The organism is Chryseotalea sp. WA131a, assembly GCA_025370075.1.
GTDB lineage: Bacteria > Bacteroidota > Bacteroidia > Cytophagales > Cyclobacteriaceae > ELB16-189.
This window is the reverse complement of record CP073016.1, coordinates 1,354,325-1,377,603: the sequence shown is the minus strand read 5'-3', so window position 1 is coordinate 1,377,603 and position 23,279 is coordinate 1,354,325. Positions and strand designations below refer to the sequence as shown.

Genomic DNA, 23,279 nt, shown 5'->3' with positions numbered 1-23,279 from the left:
TCACAAAAATAAATTTTCGGCTATTCCTCGCATATCTGTGAGATTGTTGGAAACTATTTTTTTTTCGAGTATTTGCTTCACACTTTCCGCATCATTCGCACAGTAAAAAAACCAAGCAACCCCACAATCCCCAACATAATTGCCCACAACCAATTTTTGTTTTTGAACCAAGCCTGCTCTACATGTTTTTCAGAGGCAATCAAAACTGTTTCTTCACCGACCGCTAGTCTGGGTAAATTGGTAGGGATTTCCTTTTCAAAATGCGCCACATCGTAATTGGCCATCCCGATTTTATCATTGGCGTATTTGATTGCGTAATTTCCTTTTTTGAGGTTCGCCACCAAACTAACCTCGGGCGACCATGTGGTGAGGGATTTTACATTTATGGGTGGATTATCTTCATTGAAAATAAGAACCTGTAGATTTGAGCAAAGGATAGGCTCAATCAAAATAGTGTCTTGCTTAAACGATGAGATAACCCCGCTTTGCAACGTGGTGTAGTTAGGTTGCCAACCTTTTTCTGTTTTAAGGCTATCGGTAAGGGTTTCGATTTGGTAGCTGCGATAGTATTTTTGATTTGGCTCAGCCTCAATGGTCAGTTTGGATACGTATTCAATTGAATTGAATACTGTTTTTAGTTCTGTGATTTTATTCTTGGTGATAGAGTTGATAGTGTGATTTACCATTCTAAATACGCCCGCTTTTTTCGATGTCAACGAAAAATTAACAGATGCCAACGTGAGTGATTGGGCAGCGGCAACTTTAAAACGTAAGTAAACAAAGTGTGCAGGTGGCCAATAGATTGTATTTGAAGTGTATCGAATGTGATTATCAGCAACGGAAATGATTCGCTGTTTGCGGTCCATGGCGAACCAATCTTTCTCATTGTTACTTCCTTCCATCGTTACATAAGTATCGTAATTTTCTTCTGTAAAATTAAGGGTGGCATGGTTGATGGCTTCCTGATGGGCCAGCTTAACGGTGAAGTATAAATCATTTTCTTTTTTGGAAATATTGTACGTCTCTAAGGATACTTCTTGCAAGGAAGTTTCATCGTGCGAAGTCCGCACTAGAAAAGGGGTTTCCGTTCCATCGCTTGAGTAAATCCTAACATCACTAAAGGAAGAGTTTAATTTGGTTAAGATTGATTCATCGAGTGGCACTGAATACCAATCATCTGAAGTCACCTCTGAAATTTTTCTTTCGTAACGAAACTGGGCTTTCGCAACAGTTGAAAGCAATACTAAGACAAACCAAATATTAAACAATCTTTTCATCTGTGTTGGTATCAATTGGTAATTCGCTACTCTCTTTTTTCTTCCGTTTGTTATAAACGAACGAAGCCACCAACAGCAGCACACCCAAAATCATCAGTACTATGGTTTTGGCAATGGCTTCCATATCCGCCATATCGTAAAAGAACAATTTCAACAAAGTGATGGCAAACAATCCAATACCGGCAATCCGCAAGTAAGCGTGGTCCTTAGCAAAGCCCCATATGATAAGGTATAATGCATACGCTCCCCACAGAATACTCAATGCCAACTTGTAGCCATTTGTTACTCCGCTTAGTTCAAGAATCGATAACAATTCACTGCTCAAAATGGTCAGTATGGTAAAATGGCAGAACAATCGTTCTAGTTTTTGAATGGTAGCATTGCTGGTTTTACTTAATCTGTAGTTAATGTAAAGCAACACGGCCACAAAAGCGTAACCAATGTACCGCATCAAAAGATTCGTAACACCCGACACATAGAATTTGCTTGGAGATAGAAAGGTGTAACGAAGATTTTCCAAGGCATTCAAGCCACCCAACAAAAAAGTAATAATCAATAATGTGTTGATGCCCACAACTATTTTATTCAATAAGCCATTTTTGATAAACCGTTGATTGATTAACCACAGGCAAGCAAAAAAGAAAATAGAGTAATTGATGAGCCAAAGCGTTTGATAACTCAGCCAATCGGAATTGTATTCCACAATCCCTTGACTGCGAATGTTGATGGCGGACGCTAGGTATTGATTGGTAAAGAATAAACCAATATTCTGGTAAATGCAAGTGTACAACACCAGCAACCCAATTACCGGAAGAATATAGCTCAAGGCAGGGATCAAAATCGCCAACCATCCATTGTTGCTGGTAGTTTTCATTTTTGATGAAAACCATACAAAGAATCCAAACATACTGGCTACCAGTAGCGATGTTAGAAAATTGATATTGAAGAAGGGGGTGATTCGCCTGGGAGATTCTTCGGAGTAATAATTGTAATAACTTTCTTGTACAACTTGCCAATCGTGCAAAAGACTGAAGAATGCCAAGGCTGCCAAAGGGTAAGAAAGCAATTCGTAAACAGGGTATTGTTTCGAGCGGCCAATCCAAAACAGCAAGCAAGCCTCTAAAGCCCAAACCAACGTTACCCAATTACCCTCCAGTTGAACGGGTACGGCCATTGTAATAAACACCAGTACGAGACCAGCTACGAAATAGAACGTATCCTTGGATTCGCCAAGTTTCTTGTAGACAAACACACAAACCAAAAAATGGATCACGGCATTCGCCACGGTAAACAACCCTAAGTAAAGTTCACCATCCGGATAGTTGTTGATGAGGTAGTAACCCAAACCGTAATAGATAAAGCAGTTTAACAATACAACGACAATGTCTGGTATCGACAGTTTCACCCGGTTGATAAACTTCCCAACCAAAAATGAAATGTAAAAAATGATGAAGAAAAACGTGGCAAAAAGCAAAACCAACCAAAAGTGTTCTTCCCTTTGATAATCATCAAATATCCAGAAGGTGAAAATCATCCACGTAAGTGAAAAGGCAACCGTAAAGAGCACATTCCATTTTCGCATAAACGAAATCACCAATATGCCCGCGTTGATGATCATCATGTAACTAAACAAAATCACTACGCGACCGGAGCCATCGCTTAGCATAAACGGCACGGCATATGCGCCAACCAAACCAATAACAGCAATCACTTGCAGGTTGTAATTCATGGCAGCAAAAACAGTGAAGGCGGTAAAGACAACCATGAGTACAAAGGCCGCAGTTTGCGGAATAAAGCCATACGAATTATAAGCAACATACGTGATGAAGTAAAGAGCAGCCATGCCGCCACCCAACAGCACCGCGCTAAAAGCTTCATAGTTCTTTTTCAGCTTCAACGCAAAGGCAATGATGCTTGCGCCCGCCAAGTAGCCCAAAATAATTCGCGTCAATGGGTTTAGCATTTGGTGGTCGATGGCGTACTTCACCCCGAAGCTGATACCCAAAACCAAAATGGCAATGCCCACTTTGTTGAGTAGGTTGGTGCCAATAAATTCTTCCCACTTTCTGTTTTCCTGACTGCCCGTAGGCACGGCCTTTTTCGCAGGTATGAAAGGAGGGTGGTTTATTTTTTCCTTTAAAGGAGCGGGTTTGGAAGACTCAGTAATCTCATGTACGACTACGGATTGAGGATTTGTAATTTTTGGAAAAGCTTGCTCAACTTTTTCACTGGGGGCTTCGCCTTGGCTGATTTGGTAAATGGCCCGCTTTAGTCCATCAATTTCTTCTTTCAGTGAATCATGTCGGTTCGATAACTGATTGATTTTATTTAGAAGCTCAGCAATTCGATTCTGGTTTTCTTCCATCTTGTATTCTATCCTGCAAAATAATGGTTTTGAAAATGAAAACCATCATGCAAATTTTCACTAACGACTTTGGCAACCCCCAGATGTTAGCTACATTTGAAATCTAACTTTTTTATATGAAGCCGAATTGGACAGGAGTTTACCCCGCACTTACTACCAAGTTTACAGCAGAAGGTAAACTTGACTTTGCACTAGTTGAAAAGAACCTGAAAGCTCAGCTTGACGCTGGCGTAGAGGGTGTTATCATTGGCGGCTCGCTAGGGGAAGCCAGTACATTAGAAAATTCAGAAAAACTAGAACTGATAAAATTTGGCCTTGAAAAAGTAGCGGGCAAAGTACCTGTGGTGATGACCATTGCAGAGGGCAGCACTCATCATGCTGTTAATTTGGCGAAGGAAGCGGAGAAAGCAGGTGCCAATGGTTTGATGGTGTTGCCACCCATGCGTTATAAATCAGACCACCGCGAAACAGTGGCTTTTTACAATACCATTGCCGATGCTTCTTCGTTGCCTATTATGGTTTACAACAACCCTGTTGATTATAAAGTAGAAGTTACCTTGGATATGTTTGCTGAACTGGCTGAAAAACCAACGATACAAGCGGTGAAAGAATCGACACGTGATGTTAGCAATGTTACCCGGATGATTAACCGGTTTGGCAAGCGGTTTAAGATTTTATGCGGTGTAGACACCATTGCCATGGAAGAATTGATGCTCGGTGCAGATGGTTGGGTGGCCGGGTTGGTTTGTGCATTCCCCAAAGAGACGGTGGCGATTTACAAACTAACCAAAGCAGGCAAGATTGACGAGGCATTGAAGATTTATCGTTGGTTTTTGCCGTTGTTAGAATTGGATATTCATTCCAAACTGGTTCAATATATTAAGCTTGCAGAATCAGAAGTAGGCATTGGTTCCGAGCACGTGCGCGCTCCGCGCATGACGTTGATAGGTGAGGAGCGCGAACGGGTTTTGAAAATCATTCAACATGGAATAAAAAATAGACCAAGCATTAACAGTTAATTCTTGATACTAGATTCTAACACCTGACTTCCATATTCTATTTAACTATGCATACCAATCTCGATGAAAAATTTTCCAAATTCGCAGAACACTGGCATCCCTACATCATTGGCGAGTTGAACGACAACTATATCAAACTTGCCAAAGTGAAAGGCGACTTGGTATGGCACAAACACGAGCATGAAGATGAAATGTTTGTGGTGCTGAGCGGCACATTGATGATGGACTTCCGTGATGGCAAAACCATTGCTACCAAGCCCGGAGAAATATTGATTGTACCCAAAAACACCGAGCACCGCCCCTGGACAAATGATGAAGAAGTAAAATTGATGCTGGTGGAACCGAAAGCAACGAAACATACGGGAGAATTGGTAGTAGAACAAACCGTGACAAACTTAGAGTGGATTTGAAAACTGGATGCTGGATACTAGATGCTGGATTCTGGATACTAGATGCTGGATTCTGGATCCTGGTTGCTGGTGTCAAGTATCCAGTACCTAGTATCGTAACTAATGAATAAACTGAATCATGACACAAACAGATACAATATTACGAGCCTCACACACGGCTTTTCAGCAATATAAAAAGGTAACGGGCACTGACAAAGCCATTTTCTTAGATGCCCTCGCTGCTGAAATTGAAGCGCTAGGTCAGCCGTTGATTGCAAAGGCAATGGAAGAAACCAATTTGCCTGAAGCGAGATTGGTAGGAGAGCGTGGCCGCACGTGCAATCAATTGCGGCAATTTGCTGCTTTGGTAAAAGAAGGCTCGTGGGTGGAAGCACGGATTGATACGGCAACACCTGATAGAGCACCGTTGCCAAAACCTGATTTGCGCAAGATGATGGTGCCGCTCGGCCCAGTAGTGGTCTTTGGTGCGAGCAATTTTCCGTTTGCGTATTCCACTGCGGGTGTCGATACTGCTTCTGCCTTGGCTGCGGGTTGTTCGGTGGTGTTGAAAGCACATCCCGCACATCCCCAAACTTCTGAAATGGTGGCATCCGCTATTGCGAAGGCAATTGCAAAAACAAAAATACCCAATGATGTCTTTCTGCATGTGCAAGACTCATCGTTTGAAACGGGTAAAGCGTTGGTGCAACATCCGCTGACGAAAGCAGTCGGTTTTACGGGTTCATTTTCTGGAGGCAAGGCACTGTATGATTATGCAACGCAACGATCCGAACCTATTCCCGTATTTGCCGAGATGGGCAGCATCAATCCGGTTTTCATCTTCCCGGGTGCATTAAAAGTACGAAGTGAAAAAATAGCTGAGACATATGCGGCCTCCATCACCCAAGGTGTTGGCCAGTTTTGCACGAATCCGGGTTTGCTTTTGGGTTTGGAAAATGCAGAACTGGAAGTTTTTAAAAAGCAATTGAGTGAAAAGATGAAGCTCATTGCACCGGGCACCATGTTGCATCCAGGCATCGCCAATAACTATTCTAAAAATCGCGCGAAAGCGTTGGAGCAAACAGGTGTTCAACTGCTGGCAGAATCAAACGAGAGACCGAAAGAGAACCAAGCTACTTCTACACTTGCTACGGTGCGGGCAACCGATTTTGCCGCCAATCACCTATTGGTGGAAGAAGTATTTGGTCCTTATTCTCTGTTGGTAACAGCGAATACAATTGAAGAATTAAAAACGGCCGCGGCAAAGATTCCAGGTCAATTAACGGCAACCATTATTGGCGAAGATGAAGATTTGGTAACGTATGTAGATTTTATTGACTTGATCAAAGAGAAGGCAGGCCGTGTGATTATCAACGGAGTTCCAACAGGGGTGGAAGTTTGTCCCTCCATGCACCATGGAGGTCCGTTTCCAGCTACCACCGACTCGCGATTTACTTCGGTTGGCACCGATGCCATCAAGCGATTTGTAAGACCAGTATCATTTCAAAATTTTCCACAACACCTGTTGCCTGCTGAATTGAAAGATGAAAATCCATTGGGGATATGGAGGCTAGTGAATAACGAATTTATAAAGTTGGCAGGCGCCAGTTTGCAGTAGGCAGGTATTCAGACTGCCAACTGCGTGCTGCAGACTAATACTACTTATGAGAAGTACATTCAAATGCATCGATGCTCACACCTGCGGCAACCCAGTAAGGGTAGTGGCTGAAGGTGGCCCAAACCTGGAAGGGATAAACATGAGCGAAAAGCGCCAACACTTTTTGCGCGAGTATGATTGGATCCGCAAAGGGCTGATGTTTGAGCCGCGCGGTCATGATATGATGAGTGGTAGTATTTTGTATCCACCATCTGACAAGGCCAATGATGTGGGTGTTCTATTTATTGAAACCAGTGGCTGTTTGCCAATGTGTGGCCACGGAACGATTGGTACAGTGACGATTGCCATTGAAGAAGGATTGGTAAAACCAAAGACTCCGGGCGTTTTAAACTTAGAAGTACCTGCCGGCTTGGTGAGAATTGAATACAAACAAGAAGGTGGCAAAGTAAAATCGGTAAAGATTAGAAATGTGAAAGCATATCTCGCGGCTGAGAAAATTCAAGCGCGTTGCCCTGATTTGGGTGAATTGAACTTAGATGTTTCATACGGTGGAAACTTTTATGCGATCGTAGATGTGCAGGATAATTTCAAAGGCCTTGAGCAATATACAGCTGACCAATTGGTGAGTTGGAGTCGCGAGTTGCGCAAGGACATTAATCGAAAGCATACATTTGTCCATCCCGAAAATCCAACCATTAATTCATGCAGCCACATCTTATGGGCTGGCAAAGTGATTGACCCAACCTCTACGGCACGCAATGCTGTGTTCTATGGTGATAAAGCGATCGATCGGTCACCATGTGGCACTGGTACATCGGCAAGACTTGCTCAGTGGTACACGAAGGGCAAATTGAAAAAAGGGGAGGAGTTCATTCACGAGAGCATTATCGGTTCAAAGTTTATTGGGAGAATAGAAGAAGTTACCGAATTGGCTGGTAAGCCATCCATCATACCTAGTGTAGAAGGGTGGGCTAAAATTTATGGACACAACACGATCACCATCGATCCAGAAGATGATCCGTATGCCTATGGGTTTCAAGTTATTTGAAGTTTAGCGGATGAAAAAGAAAGAATGCCCTTCATGTGCTATGAACATTGATTCTAAAGATCGAGAATGTCCAATCTGTGGTTATGCATTTATAGAAGCAACTCCCTGGATTAAGTACACAGCTATCTTCCTTCTTGTCATTTTATTGCTTAGTTATTTTATTTTTTAATAACTCGAATAATTAAAACCAAATTGGCTTGAAATGAAAATTGGAATTCTTGGAGGTGGAATCATCGGATTAAGCTCAGCATACTACCTTAACAGAGAAGGTCACCACGTTACCATCATCGACCAAAGTGACTTAAGTGATGGCTGTTCTCATGGCAACGCAGGGATGATTGTACCCAGTCATTTCGTACCATTGGCTGCACCGGGCATGATTTCCAAAGGCTTGCGCTGGATGTTCGATTCAACGAGTCCGTTTTATGTAAAACCTCGTTTTGATAAGGAGTTGATTAAATGGGGTTATCATTTTTATAAAAGTGCCACCCAAGAGCATGTTCAAAAATCTGCGCCTGCGTTAAAGGAAATCAGTTTGCTAAGCAAGTCACTTTATAGAGAATGGAAGCAACAACTTCCATTTGATTTTGGATATGACGAGCGTGGATTGTTGATGTTGTACCAAACAAAAGAAACTGAGCACGAGGAAGCAGAGACCGCAAAAATGGCAAGAAAGTATGGAATCGAAGCGTACATTTTATCTTCATCTGAAGTCCAGAAATTAGAACCATACGTTAAAGTAAACTCCCGGGGTGCTGTTTATTTTCCGGGCGATGCCCATTTGATACCGCAAAAGTTGGTGAGTCATTTAATAAATTATCTAAAGGACAAAGGAGTACAATTTCAATCGGCCACTACTATTTTGGATTTCATTACGGAGAATCAGAAAATCAAAATCATAAAAACAGATAAGGGAGAGTTTGCGTTTGATGAAGTAATCGTGGCACTGGGTTCATGGTCAGGAAAAGTAAGCCAACAACTTCATTTGAATTTGCCCATGCAAGCCGGCAAGGGCTACAGTTTTTTGTTGAATGATGTCTTGAAAAATGTTAGAATACCTTCCATCTTTTTAGAAGCACGAGTGGCCGTTACTCCCATGGCTAATTCCCTTCGCTTTGGCGGAACGATGGAAATAGGTGGTGTTAACCATTCCATCAATATGAATCGAGTGAAAGGTATTGTTGATTCCATTCCTAAGTATTACCCTAACATGAAAATCTCAATGCCTTTGAAAGAAAAGGTTTGGCATGGATTGCGGCCATGTTCGCCTGATGGTTTGCCTTACATTGGCCGCTCGGATAAATTCAAAAATCTGGTAATAACCACAGGTCATTCGATGATGGGTTTAAGTTTGGGGCCAGCCACTGGTCTATTGGTGGCCGAAATCATCGACCATAAAAAAAGCTCAATGGATATTGAGCTTTTTAGACCTTTCAGATTTTAAAATTAGTTTACCATTAGCTTCAATACTTTTTCTTGTTGACCAATTTTTATGCGAATCAAATAGAGACCTTTTTTGTCTGACTCTAGGTTTATCTCATGCACGTGTTGTCCTCCATTTTGTACCCCTAAGTTTTCGGTTGAAAAGGCACGGCCAGTTTCGTCATTTATCAGAATACGAACTTCAGATGGCTGTTTCAAGAAGTAAGAGACTGTTGCCTTGCTAGTAGTTGGGTTTGGATAGACAGACAATTCAGAAATCACGGATGAAGGTTCAATACCTGTAGGGGCTTGTTGAATAAACAAATTGTCGATTGACCAACCCCAACCTGTGGTCGCATCGTTATCGGCCTTGATGCGAAAACGAAACAGCAACGTGTCATTTGTGGCAAATTTGGATTTGATGTCGATTGATTGATCTACCTGCATGGCAGGTGTGCCCGGTTGGTTACCCGTGAAGGCTGTCTGCCAAGCGGCATTAGCAGAAGCGCTGTAACCATCTTTCAGTGGTATCCAATCCAATCCGTTTTTCGTGGCCTCTACAACTACAAAGTCTTTGAAGCCCGGCTGCCCAAAACTTATACTTGGTGAAGGCTGTACAATCGCCACATCCTGGTAAAAGAAATTGGCATTGGTGCTCGCCACGATAATTGGTTGCAATAACATGGCAGTGGATTCGGTGTTGGCTGGGTAGGGATGAATACTTTGCAAACTTTGGTTGGAAGTTCCGAAACTTGAAATCGTGTATCCTCCTTGCGGTGAAATAACAAAATCGGTGGATGCCGTCATGAGATTAGAGTATTGTTTGGTGTAGGGCGTATATAGAGGAAAGTGAATGCCAAAAATTGAAGCCGATTGAATAGGCGATCCATTCTTAAAGCCCATCATACTTACTTCGGTATTTACACCAGGTTGTACGTTTCGCACATTCAAGTCATAGGTGCCAGTTATGAGGGCATTAAGTTTGCCGATTCGCTGTCCTCGAATAAACACTTGAAGCGAGTCATAAGAATCAAGCAATTGAAAACGAACGGCTAGGTCTTGATTAGGGCGTGTGCCCATGGCAAGAAGTTGAGGACGCTGCACTGGATTTTGGTTACTGGTCATTTTGGCTGTCCAGATACCGCGACCGTGCGTAGCAATTACGATTTGATCGTCTTGTCCTTTCATATCCCAAACTGAAACGTTCGGAAAGTCATTTAGTAGCGCCCACGTTGCACCGTTGTCTTGCGATTCAACAATACCGATTTCGGTACCTGCCCAAATGATATTGGGATTGTCAGGCATCACGTACAGGCAGTACGTAGCTACGTCTGGAAATCCGTTCGTGCTTATACTGCCTGTATTAAATCCGCTAATGTCGGTCCAGTTCTGACCTAGATCGGTTGTTCTTAAAATTTTAGGCTTGCCATAAAAAGAAAACAATGAATACGCAGTATTTGGCTGTGTGGGATGCGATGCCAGCTTCGTTATCGAGCCTAGCGTAGTAGCTGTGTAATTATTGGTGGGGGTAAACGTAGCACCGGCATTCGTAGACACATGCAGATTTCTTAGAGTGGTCATACCGGCACCACCCCAAACAATGTTTGCGTTGGCCCGGCTCACTTCTACATCGAAAAATGTACTGGCAGTACCCCATTTGTTTGTAATCGGAGTGAGTGTCCACAAACCACCAAAATTGCTTGACTTCCAAACGCCATCGGAGCCAACCGAATAAATAACTTCGGGAGTATTTCTCGAGTTTGCCAATTTAGATACAAAGGGATATTTGGCAGGGTCTGGTGAACCGCTTACTAGAGGAAATCCTGAAAACGCAGGGGTCCAATTGGTGCCACCGTCAACGGTTCTAAAAAAAGTGTTATTGTATAGACTGCCAATTACTTTTTTTCCATCTAAACTATGCCACAATACTTCAAAACCATCTCCACCAATTGCAAATCGATAGCTGGTTGTTTTGCTGGCAGATTCACCAGCGGTTGAAATTCGGGTACCGTTGTCTTGCATGCCCCCGAGGTATTCATCAGCACCGGGCTTCTTATCGGCCCCATAAAATTGACTTGTATTAAATCCATTTCCGGTAAATGTCCAATCTCCATCTACGATACCCGGTGTTGTAGAGTTGTTCGAAACAAAGGTGCCACCATCAGTTGTAAGAAGTATTTTGTAAGTCTTGTTAGGGACGCTGGTAATTATGGCTGCGGAGAAATGGTTGTCAGCATGTATTCCACCGGCCGCTTGATTCACCTGACTTTGTACATTCTTTTTATCATACTGGCTACGTGAATCGGATACTGTAACCGTTGTCGCGTTTATTTTAGAAAGCCCCGCATATTCAATTTTTAGAGTTGAGGTAGGAAGGGAGTTTGGCGTCCAAGTTCCGCCTGCTGGGAGGCTTGGAAAGAAAGCATAGGCCAGTTGAGTTTCTTGGCCACCATTAGAACTGGATCCAGTTGTAAATAAAGGGGCGGACGCATTATAATCTACACTATGAATATAGACGTACTCTCTGCTATTGGAGAGTGGAGCAGCTGCATCGAAGTTTTGAACTAAAAAGTCTAATTTGCCATTTCTGCTTTGATCGCGAAAGGAAACCATAAGTTGTCTAGGAGAACTAGGTGTGGTCACATCCCAGGCTTGCAATGGAACATCCACAAAATCGGTGTAAAGGTAGCTTGCAACAGGCACGCCACTTGTGGCGTCATCGGGTGTCAAAAACCGATGACCTTTTTGCGTAATGCCGGGGCCAAATCTTATTTCCACGGTGCGCTTATTACTGGCTGAGCCTACCTGCAATCGCCCGCCAATAAAAAATCCTGGGTTGTTGAACTGGATCAGACTCAAAAATCCTTCCGTGTTCGTTTCGGTGAACTTGTAGTCATCGATAGTAGTTGTGCCCGTTCCGATCGTAGAGCAAAAAGTATCAACCCCACCAAAATAAACGATGTCTTGGTTAAAGGGGTCGCACAGTACGTGGTTATCGTAAAAGCCTTGTCCATTCAAAAAGTCAAGAACATTATTGTTGAAGCGAACGTCCACCAGCGTCCATGTTTGCGCAGCATCATTGCTCAAATAAAGATCGGATCCGTTGCCGCTACGTGTGCCTTGGCAGGAGGCATAAAGTCTGTTTGGGTTTGCCGGTGATACGCCTATTTCAACTCGGCCGGTGGGAACCATACCAGTATTACTTAGGTTCCAAGTCACGCCACCATCAATGGATTTCGCCACGCCAACTCCATTAATCGCTGCATATTGAATATTGAAATCTGCCGGTGATGCAATAAGTTGTTCAACTTCATTGGTATTTTGGTAAACCATTGTCCAAGAATTTCCACCATCCGATGAACGCATGATTTTAGAAGTTTGCCCTGTCGAAAGGCTGGAAGGGGCAGTACTGGCTAACAGGACATTTACATTGGCTGGATTTACAATAACTCGTGTAACAATTGCAAAGTTCTGATTGCTAGCAGTGGAAGATAACTGTGTCCACGTCTCACCTTTGTCGTTTGATTTGAAGATGCCATCGCCAACTGCCGAATAAATCGAAGAGACGAACTCGCCTGTTCCGGCATAGACGGTGTTGGCATCCGATGTCGACATAGCCAACGAAGAAATCGGGTAAACAGGGAAGTCGGCACTTTTTTCAGTCCAAGTGGTACCACCGTTGGTCGTCCTCCAAATGCCACCAGTAGCAGATCCTGCCAGCCACGTATTTTGATTTGGATCTCCTGGCAAAACCAAAATGGTTCGTGTTCGGCCCGGTACGTTCGATGGGCCACGTTCTTTAAACTCGACCACTCCATTTGTTCGCTCTGTGCGAGCAAAGTTGAATGCCTGCGCGCGCTTTTGTGCAGCATTCAACTCAATGGTTTTGTAGCCAGGTTTGTAAAGCGGATGAGGCTGATCTTCCGCAGTTCGGATACCTTGATGGAATTGAAAGAACTGCAACGGCTCATCAAAGCGATTTCCTTTTTTATCTTGTTCATATGGCTCCACCTCTGACCCCAGAGCCGCTTCACGACCTCTCACTTGGGTAGTTTGTTGCATTTGCACAGTGAGGAGGATTGCAGCGCAAAAAGACAGAGTTAGGAGTAAAATTTTTTTCATAGATTTTTATTTATTGCTGCGACATTTACTTTTGTAATACTAGGTTCTGTGTTGATGTTCTTTGATTTGACGGTGAATTCTAATTCCGATTCTGATGTCCACTTAATGTAGCCCTGAACGAAACTTCCTTCATGGACCCATTTTTTGGATGCATTTTCCAAAACAAGAAACCGAAATTCTCTGTTCATGTGATCTTGCGGATCACGCTTCTGATAATATAACGTATACTTTTTGGTTGGGCTCTCGATCGATTCAAATCGGTTGCCCAATTTTTTTTGGACCTCGGTGTCAATTGACGCGCCATTGCTTTTAGGCACGGAGCGACTGTTCGAACAGCCCAACAACATTACTATAATAAATACCAATACCATTCGATCCATCGTCATCAAGTTTTTTGTTTCTTCATTTTCGCGGCTGGAAATAAAATATTATTAAATATTAACCGATATCCAAGCGAGTTTGGGTGCAACGCTAAATCGGTTGGTTCTTTGCCTACTGTGTCCTGATAATCTTCAGGATCGTGGCCACGACAGAAATTCCAAAAACCTTTGCCCAAAACCTTCATAATTGTATAAAAAAAAGATAAGAAACCTAGTCTATCAATTTTGAATGTTAAAAGTATAGTTTTACCTTCTCTTTAACGAATAAAACCTGCCAACAATTGATAAACACTTCCCAATTTAATGAATTTAGCTGAAAACTTTAAAGAAGGGTTTCTATTGGTGAAAGCGAAGTCAATTGCGCTTTCTGAATTGTCTTTGAGATACTATTCTTGGCAATTGTTGTAATACGTGGCATCGCGCACAATTTTTCCATTTTGAATGGTGAAGATTGTGCAGATGGGCAAAGTAAATTTTTGATCCCCACGCATGGAAGTGGAGATAAATTCTACAGCCACTTTATCTCCTTGTGAAAAAAGACTTACCACTTCGTCATGCAAGTCGGGGAACATTTTTTGCATTTCAGTATACTTGGTTGCTGTTTCAATTCGAGATTTTTTTACATCAAAAGTGCCAAAGGAAGGGTCTAAAAATGAAGCGGTGTCGGCATAGAATTCAGTCATTACTTTCCAATCGTGTCGGTTGAAAGCATCGAACACGCTGCGTACGATCTTTCATTTTCGATAAGAAGTGTTGTAGGCCGCCAAAGCAGCCCACAACACACTTACAACAATGGTAATTTTCATTTTACTCCACTTTCATGATTTCTCTGATTTCAACGGTGCCATCTTCTGAGTTAAGCTGCGGGCAATCCTTTGAAAGCTCAACAGCTTCTGCATAGTCTTTGGCTTTTATAATCATGTAGCCACCTATCACATCTTTGCCTTCAATGTAGGGGCCATCGGTCAGTGCTTTTTTGCTCCCGCGCAAAACTTTACCCGTTTGAAAAAGTGGTTGACCATCGCTCAAATTGTTTTTCTCCGCCAACTTGCCCATCCAGGTTTGCCACAGCGTCATCTCTGCTTGCATTTGTTCGGGTGATTGGGTAGCAAATGCTTCTTGGTTTTTTAATGAATTCCGGAATACTAACATGAAATCTTTCATAATAAATGGGTTTTATGGTTTATTTTAGTAAAGACGGATGGAGATTTTGAATCTGGACAAAGATTTTTATTTTTTTTAAGTTTTCTTAGCCACCCATGACCAGAAGGTTTTCGGCTAGCTCAAAATCACTGCTCCTGTTTTAAAAACATGATCCAATCTTTCAGTAGCCTGATCAAATCGGCAGTTCGCAGTTCGGTTTCCTTTTCACCAAATTCATAAGTAATTTTGCAGTTGACTTTTCCCACATCAATAATGCAGGCGTCTGAGCCACCAAAGGAATAACTTTTAAGCTCGCCTTTTTTTGTTTTCTCGATGTTTCGCAATTCAGTAGTAACGCCCTTTAATGTTTGCAGGTGACCGTTGCTTAAATCGCTCAGCATCTCGAATGGCTTTTTCACTTCCATGATAGGGCGATTGGGTTCATCTTCCCAAATTTTTTTTCGTTTGAATTTGTAGTCGAGCATAATTTATAGAGTCCAGTCTTTGGGGAAGGCCGAGGCAATGGTGCCATCGGGTTTTGCATAAAATTGTAAAATTATTCCTTCGGTGGTTTTGCCCTCGTAAAGCTCATTATTTACCAGCCGTTTATTTTGGTAAGCTTCTTCGATAGCCTCAAGGTTTTTTCTTCACTCCAATCTTCTGGAAAAAAAGTGGAATACCCTTGGTTGGAAACCTTGGCCACCCATTTATCGTCTTCATTTTTTACTTTCACTTTTGCTTTAAACAACCCGTGGGGGCCGTTCTTTCGAGTCTTTGCCATGAGCTGAGCTGTTTTGTATTTGTTGATGGCATGGATGTGATGACAGCCCACCGCCTTGCCTTGCCGATTGATTTCCCCTTTGAAGATGTGCCGTTTGGTTTTTTCGGTGATGGTTTGGGCAAATAAGCAACTGGACAGGAATAAGAAGATTCCAATGAGCTTGATTGCCTTTTTTATCATGTGCTAAACTTAGTGATTAAATTGAATTGCTGCATAACGCATGGCGATAAAAACTAACTTTGCAATATGGATATCCTCTGGATGATTGTTGGTTCGCTTTTTGTATTGGTGGGCTTCATTGGCTGTTTTCTTCCCGTGTTGCCTGGGCCACCTTTGGCGTATGTGGGGTTGCTCATTCAACAGTTAAGATCAACCCCAGCTTTTACTACCAAACAGTTATTGATTTGGTTGGTCGTGGTAGCAGCAGTTACCATTCTTGATTATTGGATTCCGATTTATGGCACTAAAAATTTTGGTGGAACCAAGTCAGGTGTTTGGGGCGCAACCATCGGTCTGTTGGCTGGATTTTTTCTGGGTCCATTGGGAATTATTATTGGTCCTTTTGTGGGAGCATTCATTGGCGAACTTTTGGCCGATCAATCATCGGGGCAGGCACTAAAGGCGGCATGGGGATCATTTGTTGGTTTTCTTTTCGGCACAGTTTTAAAATTAGCGGTGTGTGGTACTATGGCCTGGTACTTGGTCAAAACTTTTTGGTAAACTAACCCCACCAAAATTCACTGAGCGTGTACTGTGCCGCGCCAATAAAATAAATTATAAATCCTCTCGGGTTTCCTCAAAGTGCTCACCATCAGAGAACCGTACCAACTGTGTATAACCGTCTTCATGGTCTTGATAACATAAGGCACAAAAGCGCTTGAAATAGGTGGCATCTATGCGCAAGTGGCCCTCTCCCGTTTAAGGATTTTTACATCCGGGGATTCGTCAAGATAGGTGTAAAAAGTTCGTTGAAGGGTGGTTATGGATAGCCCGCTGTCGCGGCCCAATGTCTTAAACCCAGATTTTGCAGTAGAACTATCCAGTCAGACTTAGTGGCAGGTTTATTTTTTGGAGATTTGAGAATAATCCATCATACCATTGCCTTCTTTTGAGTGGGACGGACATTTTCAGTACCCATTTTTGGGCTTCCTGCTCCACCCAACTTCCAACTGCAAAGCAGTTGAACCTTAATGTGGAAAGCTTGGGCTGTGGCTGTTTTTGATGGGTTATTTGGCGGAACAGGCTCATCAAATTATAGGCTACCATCACAAAGCGCATAGCTGTTTCAGTAGCACAAAAACTATCCATGCAAAAGCCTTCTGTACCGAAATCTTCTTTCAACTCCTTGATCCTGTTTTCGGCATCACCCCTGCGCTTATATTGTTCCCATATTTCTGTTGCCGGCAGGGCTTGGTTAGTGACAAAGGCATGGTACCTTTTGCGGTACACTTTTTCGTCCGCTATGCCCACGCTGCTGAATAATGTCTTGAGCTTCTTACCCGTTGCCCTGGCCCTGATTTCTTCACTTTGTTTGATGACCACAATCCTACGGGCTTTGCCCCAGCCGCCTTGCTGGTAGTTTATTTCCGATACCCATAAGCCTTCGCCTATCGCATTCCATTGGGTGATACCATAAATGCTGGCTTGTAAATTGGCATACAGCTTACAGGCAATGACGTAGGGGATATTTCTCTGCTCAATGAAATCCAAGACTGTACCGGTACAAAACCCACTATCGGCCCTGAACAACCCTACTGTTTTGTTTTTGAGGATGGCAAAGGTCTCTTCCAAAAAATGGATGCAGTTGCTGTTGCTCCCTGTATTGCCGCTGCGGTTCCAGCAATTGGCCACCATGCGTATGTCATTGACAAAAGCAAACAAGGGATGATGGCTGCCACGGCCAGGCTTCTTGGGGTTGTACCCTTTTTTGCTGCCTTCCTGTTCCCCGTAGCGGGTGATCATACTGCTGTCCATATCCAACGTGTAATTGTCGAATTGGATCTGCTCAAAAAACCACGTGTACAGTTCAATGAAAATTTGGTGGTTCATTGAGGGCGTAAACTTTTTAAAGAAACGCCCGAAGGTGGTTCCCGAAGCAACCCGCTTCCATCCAAATATCTGGCGCAACACTTCATCAACCCGCACCACCGCTGTGTGACTAAAACGAAAGCAACCAATCCAGATGCCCACCCAAAAACTCTCTATTATACCCACGGCATCTATCCGGTTGTTACTCTTGCTCTCAGGCAAACCAAGCTCGGCCAACTTCTTGCTGATCCCAGTTTGGTCAATCAATATTTTCATCTCTTTCATCCCGCCCCACGCTGTTACTAATTTATCGGTATAGTGGTGTTCCATATTCAAATATAAGACACCTTGTCACTATTTCATTCTACTGCAAAATCTGGGTTCAACAAAACGTACCGTGAAGATGTGTTGGATGCGAATCTATTTCACTCTATTGAACAAGCCAATGAAATAACTGCTAAATGGGTCGATGATTACAATCATGAAAGGCCACATCAATCGCTCAACTATCAAACCCCGATGGCTTATGCAGCGTAAGGTTTTCTTAAGGCATAAAGCTCTTGGAATGATCCAAAAGAAAAGCCCTGCGCTTCCGGCAGGGCTTGACCATTCCAGTCGGTTGAACTTAACCCTGGCAGGTTGCTCCCCAGCAGAGCCCGCTTCCGTTTCAATTCAACTATGCAAAATTCAAATCAGTAATATATATTTACAACCTGTCAAAATTCTCAGCCATTTACCAGATGGTGGGCAGATCAAAAAGACGTTCTGATGATCCTTTTGCTCAATCCACGGTTCGACTCATTTTGTAAGCTGGTTTGACGGAGCAGAGCATTTACAGGTTGTTTGCTTTTCAGTGGTTGTTTAGCTTCAGGCTATAGCTTAAGAATGGGATGGGTATGATGACGTTCGAAAAATTGAAGGCAAGAGGCGGTGTAAACACACCTAAATCAAACGCATGGTTTTTTCGATTGATCCTAACGCCAGCAGAAAACAAGTAGGCCATTGCTGAACTAGTGGAACTTTTCATTAAACTATTGTCGGAAATAAAGCTAGACCGCTTTGAAATTTTTTTTGTGAATGCAAGCGTGGCAAAGTAATCAATTGAGACCCAGTCATTTTTTATGGGCTTTCCAAGCCCTACTGTAATGTTGTTTTCTTCATTTCCATTGGTGATTAACACTTGCGCGAAAGTAAATGTATAAGTGCTGCGTTCATTTGATGTCCAGTCCAGTACGTGCGTGTATTGGGCATTCAAGGCAATCTTGTATTTGTTTTCAGGATTGAGGCAGTACTTAATTTTTGGGGCTGCATAAAATTGTATAAAGGCGCTTACCGATAACCCAGCAGTAAGATTTTTATTGACACCATAATGCACACTATTAAAAAATAGATCTTGGTTGGAGTAGTGCCACGATCCTTTTTCAACTGGAATAGATGAGTTTGAAATGAAATATTTGTACGCAAATATGTTCTTGTATTGACCTTGCAATTTTTCGTTGAACGGCACAACTCCCAATAAATCGCGTTTCGGCACACGGATTGTATCAGATTTCTCTGTGACAACTATGGTCTGGTCTTTATCTCGCCAGATAATCACTCCTGTGATTTTAGTTTTATCCCTGAGGTAAACATCCACCCTCTTGACGGTATCTTGCACACCATGATCGCTTTGCCCATTTGATATTTTTACAATTGAGAAAATAGCGAAAAGGAAAACAAGATGCCAAGGTGAAAAAAAATGGGTCGAGTTTATAAAATCTCGACCCAATTTGAGAAAACCTCTGACTTGCATCTTACTTCACTATGGAAATTGGAGGCCAAAGTCCGTTTGTGGGTGCGTTTGCTATGTTCCAGACTAATTTTTTGTTGTAAAATACCTGATCGGGAATATAGAGCCTGTCTTTACTGTTAAACGTGTAGGTAACTGTATCCACAATATTTGCACTTAGCCGAACGTAAGTTTCGATTGGGGTTTTTCCATAATTAGTGGGTATGGTAATTCCAAAATAATTCCTCCGTACTTCATTATCCCAATAAATATCGATACCGTTGTCCTCATAGATAATCTCCTTTGTAACACCATTTACTATCATTTTACTAATCACCTTCAAATCGCTTCTTTTGAAAGCATTTGGTGTGTTCGTGTCAAGTAGATCCGCTCCAGTTGATGATTGGTAGAAGGTACGAACATATATCGTTTGAGGAGGTGGCTGTCCGGGTTGTGGTGTAGAGCAAGACATTAACTTACCAAAGCAAATCAAAGCGAAACAAAATAGAGGTTTAACAGTCAAATTTGTTCGTTTCATAAGACTATCTAGCGGTAATATAAGCTACGATATAGTTCGCATGGTTATAATTCCAATCCCCAGTATGAGGGACATTGCTCTCAAAGGCATTTTGGGCATACCAATCATTAGCCCCACTCCCCATGTTAGGACCCCAACCCCAGTTTTGATGGATTTGAGTATTCGTGGTTGAGTTAATCGAGTATGTGTAATATGTTACTTCGTTGCTTGGGCAATCGTCTCCTTCATAATAGGCCACAAATTGATAGGTGGTCTGAACCCCTAAATCCCTCATACCGTCAATTACCCATTGATGCCCACCTCCACACCCAACCCAACCGAACAATGCCCAACATAGATGTTGTTTCCCTTGAATTATCACGGGACTACCTTGGCTGAGAGAGTTCCGGATGTGAGTCGTATTCCATGCTCTCCACTCGCCTTCGACTAATCCATATTTTGGTGAGATTCCCCTTGGATCAGTAAATTGAAGGTCACCCCATTGAAATCCTGCTGCAGTACTGCCGCAAGATCTACTAACATAAATACCATAATCGAGATAAATTGAATGATTTAAACCTGCAACGGCATCTGCTTCAGGGTTAGAAAAGTTTTGGCAGCCCTTTGTAGTAATAGATTGCCAAAAGGAATTAGTTTTTGCGGCAAAGTGTGCGACAACTTGGCTTTCAGATATTGCTACACAACCCGCAAGATATCGTGAATTTGTCCCGCAATAATAACTAGATGATTGACACCCCCCCTCTGGTTGTCCGTTGTTAAATGGAGGCCCTTGCTCCCATAGCGTGGACAATAGGATTGGCGCAATGTAAGTCTCAGTGTTTACCGTTTGAATAGGAACAGTGGATGTATAATAGGAGCAACCGCCCGGACAGTTGATATCAGTCCTTCCGCCAGGCACACGCAGATATTGACAGCCTATGGCAGATCTACCGCTTTTGCTTGTTTTTTCTTTCTCTTTGGTAAGCGCTTCTCCCAATTTTGCTACCATGCTCCTAAAAGCCACATCGTTTCTGAAAGACTCCATTTCAGCAACCATTTCATCCATGTGCATGACCGCATTCGATAAAAACACACGTAAGCCAGGATGTGCTAGTGAGTCGATTGTGCCGCTACCGACAATCGCCACAATTTCTGGTACGCGTTTATCTGCAGAAAGAATAACATAGCCATCTTTCTCATTGAAATTTGCAATGTACAACGATGGGGTTTCTGGTTTGGCTATGGAAAAGTCAGTTTTGATCAACGTCTTCTTCTCAATACTATACCGCGAAGGGACTGTAATCAATTTTGAAATGCTTCGTTTTACCCCATCTTTCTCATCCAAAAATTTGGCGGCTAAATTCATCGCGTTCGTCTTTGTTTGCTAAAGTGGGTAAACATAATCCTCATCCAGCAATACAAGTCGTTTGATTTCTGCCTCAGTCAGATTCGGCTGGTCTGGCTTTTTATCGGCTTCGGCAACATCGCTACATCTGGATAGCGCGAGAATTGTTGCAACAATTAAGAGGAGTATGCGGGGGGGGGGGGGGGGTAATTTTTTCATATGCTATGTGATTTGGTTATTATAAATTTAACTGATTAATTTTTATAAAAGCAATACATTTTCTAAATATCTCCACAGCAATCTTATCGGATAAAAGCAATACTTTCAAATAAGGCAATGTTACGCTTAGGACGCCAAATATTACTTCTACTTTTTTCCTTCAGCCAACTGGCGCAAGTCTTCGGCACGCGCGCGAGGAAGCGCGAGACTTGTGCCCTAGTTTGAAAACAGTTTTTTGATTTTTGTAAATTGAGTTTAAGGTTAAAGTGAAGTTATTGAAAGGCACAAGTAGTCCGCGCTAAATGCCAACGCACAACACTTGCGCCAGTCCAGGTCTACTTGTCATACCCTACTTTTTGCGTTTTGACAAGTTGATCTTATTTTGAAATTTTTCTTAATAGTTTGTTTACAATAAACTCTTATATTAAATTAAACTATACAATAATGTTGCGGAAATTTAATGCTATCTTTTTTGTTTTTCTAAATCATTATGTGATGTCTCAATCTATATTTGGAACAATAAAAGACAAAGAAACAGGTGAGCTTGTTCAATATGCTCATATATCAGTAAGTGGACGTATAACAGGCACGGTCAGCAATGCTGAAGGGGCGTTTAAATTGACATTTGAGAAAATCAGCGATTTGGATTCCCTAAGGATTTCTCACGTTGGTTATAGAACAACACTGATAAGTAGTAAAATTTTGAAACAGAATGAAGAAAATGTAATTGAGCTTGTGCCTCTTGTTGTTTCACTTAATGAAGTAGTGATTACCGGAAAAGATCCTTTTGATCATTTTTTGAAGGTTGTTGCTTCAAGCAACGCCAAAGCACAATACCCATTTTCTACAAGTGTATATTTTAGAGAGATAGTTAAAGACAACAATGAGTGCAGTAAATATTCAGATGCTCTTTTAAGGATTAATTATCCAATGGCCAAAGAGGATATGATGATTGGCGTTGAGCAAGCTAGGGTGGTGAAATTGCCAAAAGAATCCGATGATATTCTTCTCACGACCTCACCAATTGATGTAGATAAGATTTTCAAGTATCAATATTTTACTTTTTTAGATCGTTTTCAAGGTGAGAATAGAAATAATTATAACTACTCAATTCATGGATATTCGGGGCAATTGAACAAGTATCGTATCGATATCGTCCCTAATAGGGCAGCTACCAAAAATGAGTTTCTCTTCGCTGGAGAAATAATAGTTGAAAACGATTACATCAGCCACATCGCAATCAGAATGGATTCTACGAGCAGCTGGGAAAAATCATTTTTAGGGGCAACCGTAAAAATTGTCTATATGGAGGTAACGCTATCGTTTAAATATGTCAAAGGTAACTGCTACCTTTCGTTTGCGAAAAATTATTTGAATATTAACTATAGTCACAAAAAAAGTTTTCAAAAAAATGAATACCAAAGCGAGTTTATTGCTTTGGACGTTGATGTAAATCAATTGAAAGCGATTGAAAAGAAGCAACGTCTTAAAACAAAGACTTTATACAAATATGGAGATAGTCACTTCAATAGCTTTTGGGAAGGTATTAATATCCCAATTTATTCGAAAAGGGAGAGTGAGTTAATTGAGAAGTTAAAAGCTAGCCAATTGCTGAAATAGTAAATGCGCCCTCTGATTTGGCTTACCGCAAAAAAATTTGATGCAGCACATCAAGAACAATTGTCAGGCTCACCATCTGACGCAAGTCTTCCGCATGCGCGTGAGCAAGCGAGAGACCTGCCTACCGTTACGCAAGGCTTTTGCCCCAGATAACCTAAAGCTGATTTGCAAAAAAGATTTCAATGAGCGTAATCAGTTAAACTATTTCTCCCTCCACT

The 23,279-nt window shown here is 42.2% G+C and carries 21 protein-coding genes; 8 read left to right on the top strand and 13 right to left on the bottom strand.

All coding sequences use genetic code 11. The features are described 5' to 3' along the window. Positions 1–77: 77 nt before the first annotated feature. Together KA713_06180 and KA713_06175 are read right to left on the bottom strand one after the other, a co-directional pair. Positions 78–1,277 carry a hypothetical protein gene (locus KA713_06180; protein ID UXE68171.1) on the bottom strand — a complete coding sequence of 400 codons (1,200 nt, stop codon included), beginning with the start codon at positions 1,275–1,277 and terminating at the stop codon, positions 78–80. After that, positions 1,261–3,642 carry a DUF2339 domain-containing protein gene (locus KA713_06175; protein ID UXE68170.1) on the bottom strand — a complete coding sequence of 794 codons (2,382 nt, stop codon included), beginning with the start codon at positions 3,640–3,642 and terminating at the stop codon, positions 1,261–1,263. Before KA713_06175 ends, KA713_06180 begins: the two co-directional genes overlap by 17 nt. Before the next feature lie 116 nt (positions 3,643–3,758). On the opposite strand from KA713_06175, the gene KA713_06170 reads away from it, so the two are divergent. From KA713_06170 to KA713_06150, 5 genes are all read left to right on the top strand, one after another. Then, on the top strand, positions 3,759–4,661 hold the full coding sequence (locus KA713_06170; GenBank protein UXE68169.1) for a dihydrodipicolinate synthase family protein: 903 nt from the start codon (positions 3,759–3,761) through the stop codon (positions 4,659–4,661). A gap of 47 nt (positions 4,662–4,708) precedes the next feature. Further along, positions 4,709–5,071, top strand: a complete 363-nt coding sequence (locus tag KA713_06165; GenBank protein ID UXE68168.1) for a cupin domain-containing protein — start codon at positions 4,709–4,711, stop codon at positions 5,069–5,071. A gap of 118 nt (positions 5,072–5,189) precedes the next feature. Next, entirely contained in the window at positions 5,190–6,668 is a 1,479-nt protein-coding gene (locus KA713_06160) for an aldehyde dehydrogenase (NADP(+)) (protein UXE68167.1), read from the top strand. A gap of 46 nt (positions 6,669–6,714) precedes the next feature. Then, complete coding sequence (locus tag KA713_06155; protein ID UXE68166.1) at positions 6,715–7,716, top strand: 4-hydroxyproline epimerase; 1,002 nt, start codon at positions 6,715–6,717, stop codon at positions 7,714–7,716. Between the two features lie 202 nt (positions 7,717–7,918). After that, the gene (locus KA713_06150; protein ID UXE68165.1) at positions 7,919–9,160 is read left to right on the top strand and encodes an FAD-dependent oxidoreductase; all 1,242 of its coding nucleotides are present in this window, start codon (positions 7,919–7,921) and stop codon (positions 9,158–9,160) included. A gap of 2 nt (positions 9,161–9,162) precedes the next feature. Here KA713_06150 and KA713_06145 read toward each other — a convergent pair whose 3' ends face one another. The 6 genes from KA713_06145 to KA713_06120 all read right to left on the bottom strand — a co-directional run bounded on the left by KA713_06145 (position 9,163) and on the right by KA713_06120 (position 15,744). Continuing rightward, positions 9,163–13,260 (bottom strand): T9SS type A sorting domain-containing protein, encoded by a 4,098-nt coding sequence (locus KA713_06145; GenBank protein ID UXE68164.1) that lies wholly within the window; start codon positions 13,258–13,260, stop codon positions 9,163–9,165. Beyond that, positions 13,257–13,640, bottom strand: a complete 384-nt coding sequence (locus tag KA713_06140; GenBank protein UXE68163.1) for a hypothetical protein — start codon at positions 13,638–13,640, stop codon at positions 13,257–13,259. Before KA713_06140 ends, KA713_06145 begins: the two co-directional genes overlap by 4 nt. 386 nt (positions 13,641–14,026) lie before the next feature. Then, on the bottom strand, positions 14,027–14,323 hold the full coding sequence (locus KA713_06135; GenBank protein ID UXE68162.1) for a nuclear transport factor 2 family protein: 297 nt from the start codon (positions 14,321–14,323) through the stop codon (positions 14,027–14,029). 124 nt (positions 14,324–14,447) lie between these two features. Continuing rightward, positions 14,448–14,804, bottom strand: a complete 357-nt coding sequence (locus tag KA713_06130) for a hypothetical protein (GenBank protein UXE68161.1) — start codon at positions 14,802–14,804, stop codon at positions 14,448–14,450. Positions 14,805–14,929: 125 nt separating this feature from the next. Next, positions 14,930–15,268 (bottom strand): hypothetical protein, encoded by a 339-nt coding sequence (locus KA713_06125; GenBank protein UXE68160.1) that lies wholly within the window; start codon positions 15,266–15,268, stop codon positions 14,930–14,932. Positions 15,269–15,378: 110 nt separating this feature from the next. Then, positions 15,379–15,744 carry an EndoU domain-containing protein gene (locus KA713_06120; protein UXE68159.1) on the bottom strand — a complete coding sequence of 122 codons (366 nt, stop codon included), beginning with the start codon at positions 15,742–15,744 and terminating at the stop codon, positions 15,379–15,381. 66 nt (positions 15,745–15,810) lie between these two features. Here KA713_06120 and KA713_06115 point away from each other — a divergent pair, with 66 nt between their 5' ends. Beyond that, positions 15,811–16,284 carry a DUF456 domain-containing protein gene (locus tag KA713_06115; protein UXE68158.1) on the top strand — a complete coding sequence of 158 codons (474 nt, stop codon included), beginning with the start codon at positions 15,811–15,813 and terminating at the stop codon, positions 16,282–16,284. Between the two features lie 315 nt (positions 16,285–16,599). On the opposite strand, the gene KA713_06110 is transcribed toward KA713_06115, so the two are convergent. After that, positions 16,600–17,922 (bottom strand): IS1380 family transposase, encoded by a 1,323-nt coding sequence (locus KA713_06110; protein ID UXE68157.1) that lies wholly within the window; start codon positions 17,920–17,922, stop codon positions 16,600–16,602. A gap of 18 nt (positions 17,923–17,940) precedes the next feature. On the opposite strand from KA713_06110, the gene KA713_06105 reads away from it, so the two are divergent. After that, positions 17,941–18,129, top strand: coding sequence for a transposase (locus KA713_06105; GenBank protein UXE68156.1), 189 nt, complete (start codon positions 17,941–17,943; stop codon positions 18,127–18,129). Between the two features lie 313 nt (positions 18,130–18,442). Here KA713_06105 and KA713_06100 read toward each other — a convergent pair whose 3' ends face one another. The 4 genes from KA713_06100 to KA713_06085 form a co-directional block, all read right to left on the bottom strand. Continuing rightward, positions 18,443–19,189 (bottom strand): hypothetical protein, encoded by a 747-nt coding sequence (locus KA713_06100; protein UXE68155.1) that lies wholly within the window; start codon positions 19,187–19,189, stop codon positions 18,443–18,445. 196 nt (positions 19,190–19,385) lie between these two features. Then, positions 19,386–19,832 (bottom strand): hypothetical protein, encoded by a 447-nt coding sequence (locus KA713_06095; GenBank protein UXE68154.1) that lies wholly within the window; start codon positions 19,830–19,832, stop codon positions 19,386–19,388. A 70-nt stretch (positions 19,833–19,902) separates the two neighbouring features. Beyond that, complete coding sequence (locus tag KA713_06090; GenBank protein UXE68153.1) at positions 19,903–21,243, bottom strand: C10 family peptidase; 1,341 nt, start codon at positions 21,241–21,243, stop codon at positions 19,903–19,905. An 18-nt stretch (positions 21,244–21,261) separates the two neighbouring features. Continuing rightward, positions 21,262–21,441 (bottom strand): hypothetical protein, encoded by a 180-nt coding sequence (locus KA713_06085; GenBank protein ID UXE68152.1) that lies wholly within the window; start codon positions 21,439–21,441, stop codon positions 21,262–21,264. Positions 21,442–21,885: 444 nt separating this feature from the next. Between KA713_06085 and KA713_06080 the strand changes: the two genes are divergently transcribed. Then, positions 21,886–23,061: a carboxypeptidase-like regulatory domain-containing protein gene (locus KA713_06080; protein ID UXE68151.1), complete on the top strand. Its 1,176-nt coding sequence runs from the start codon at positions 21,886–21,888 to the stop codon at positions 23,059–23,061. Positions 23,062–23,279 lie beyond the last annotated feature (218 nt).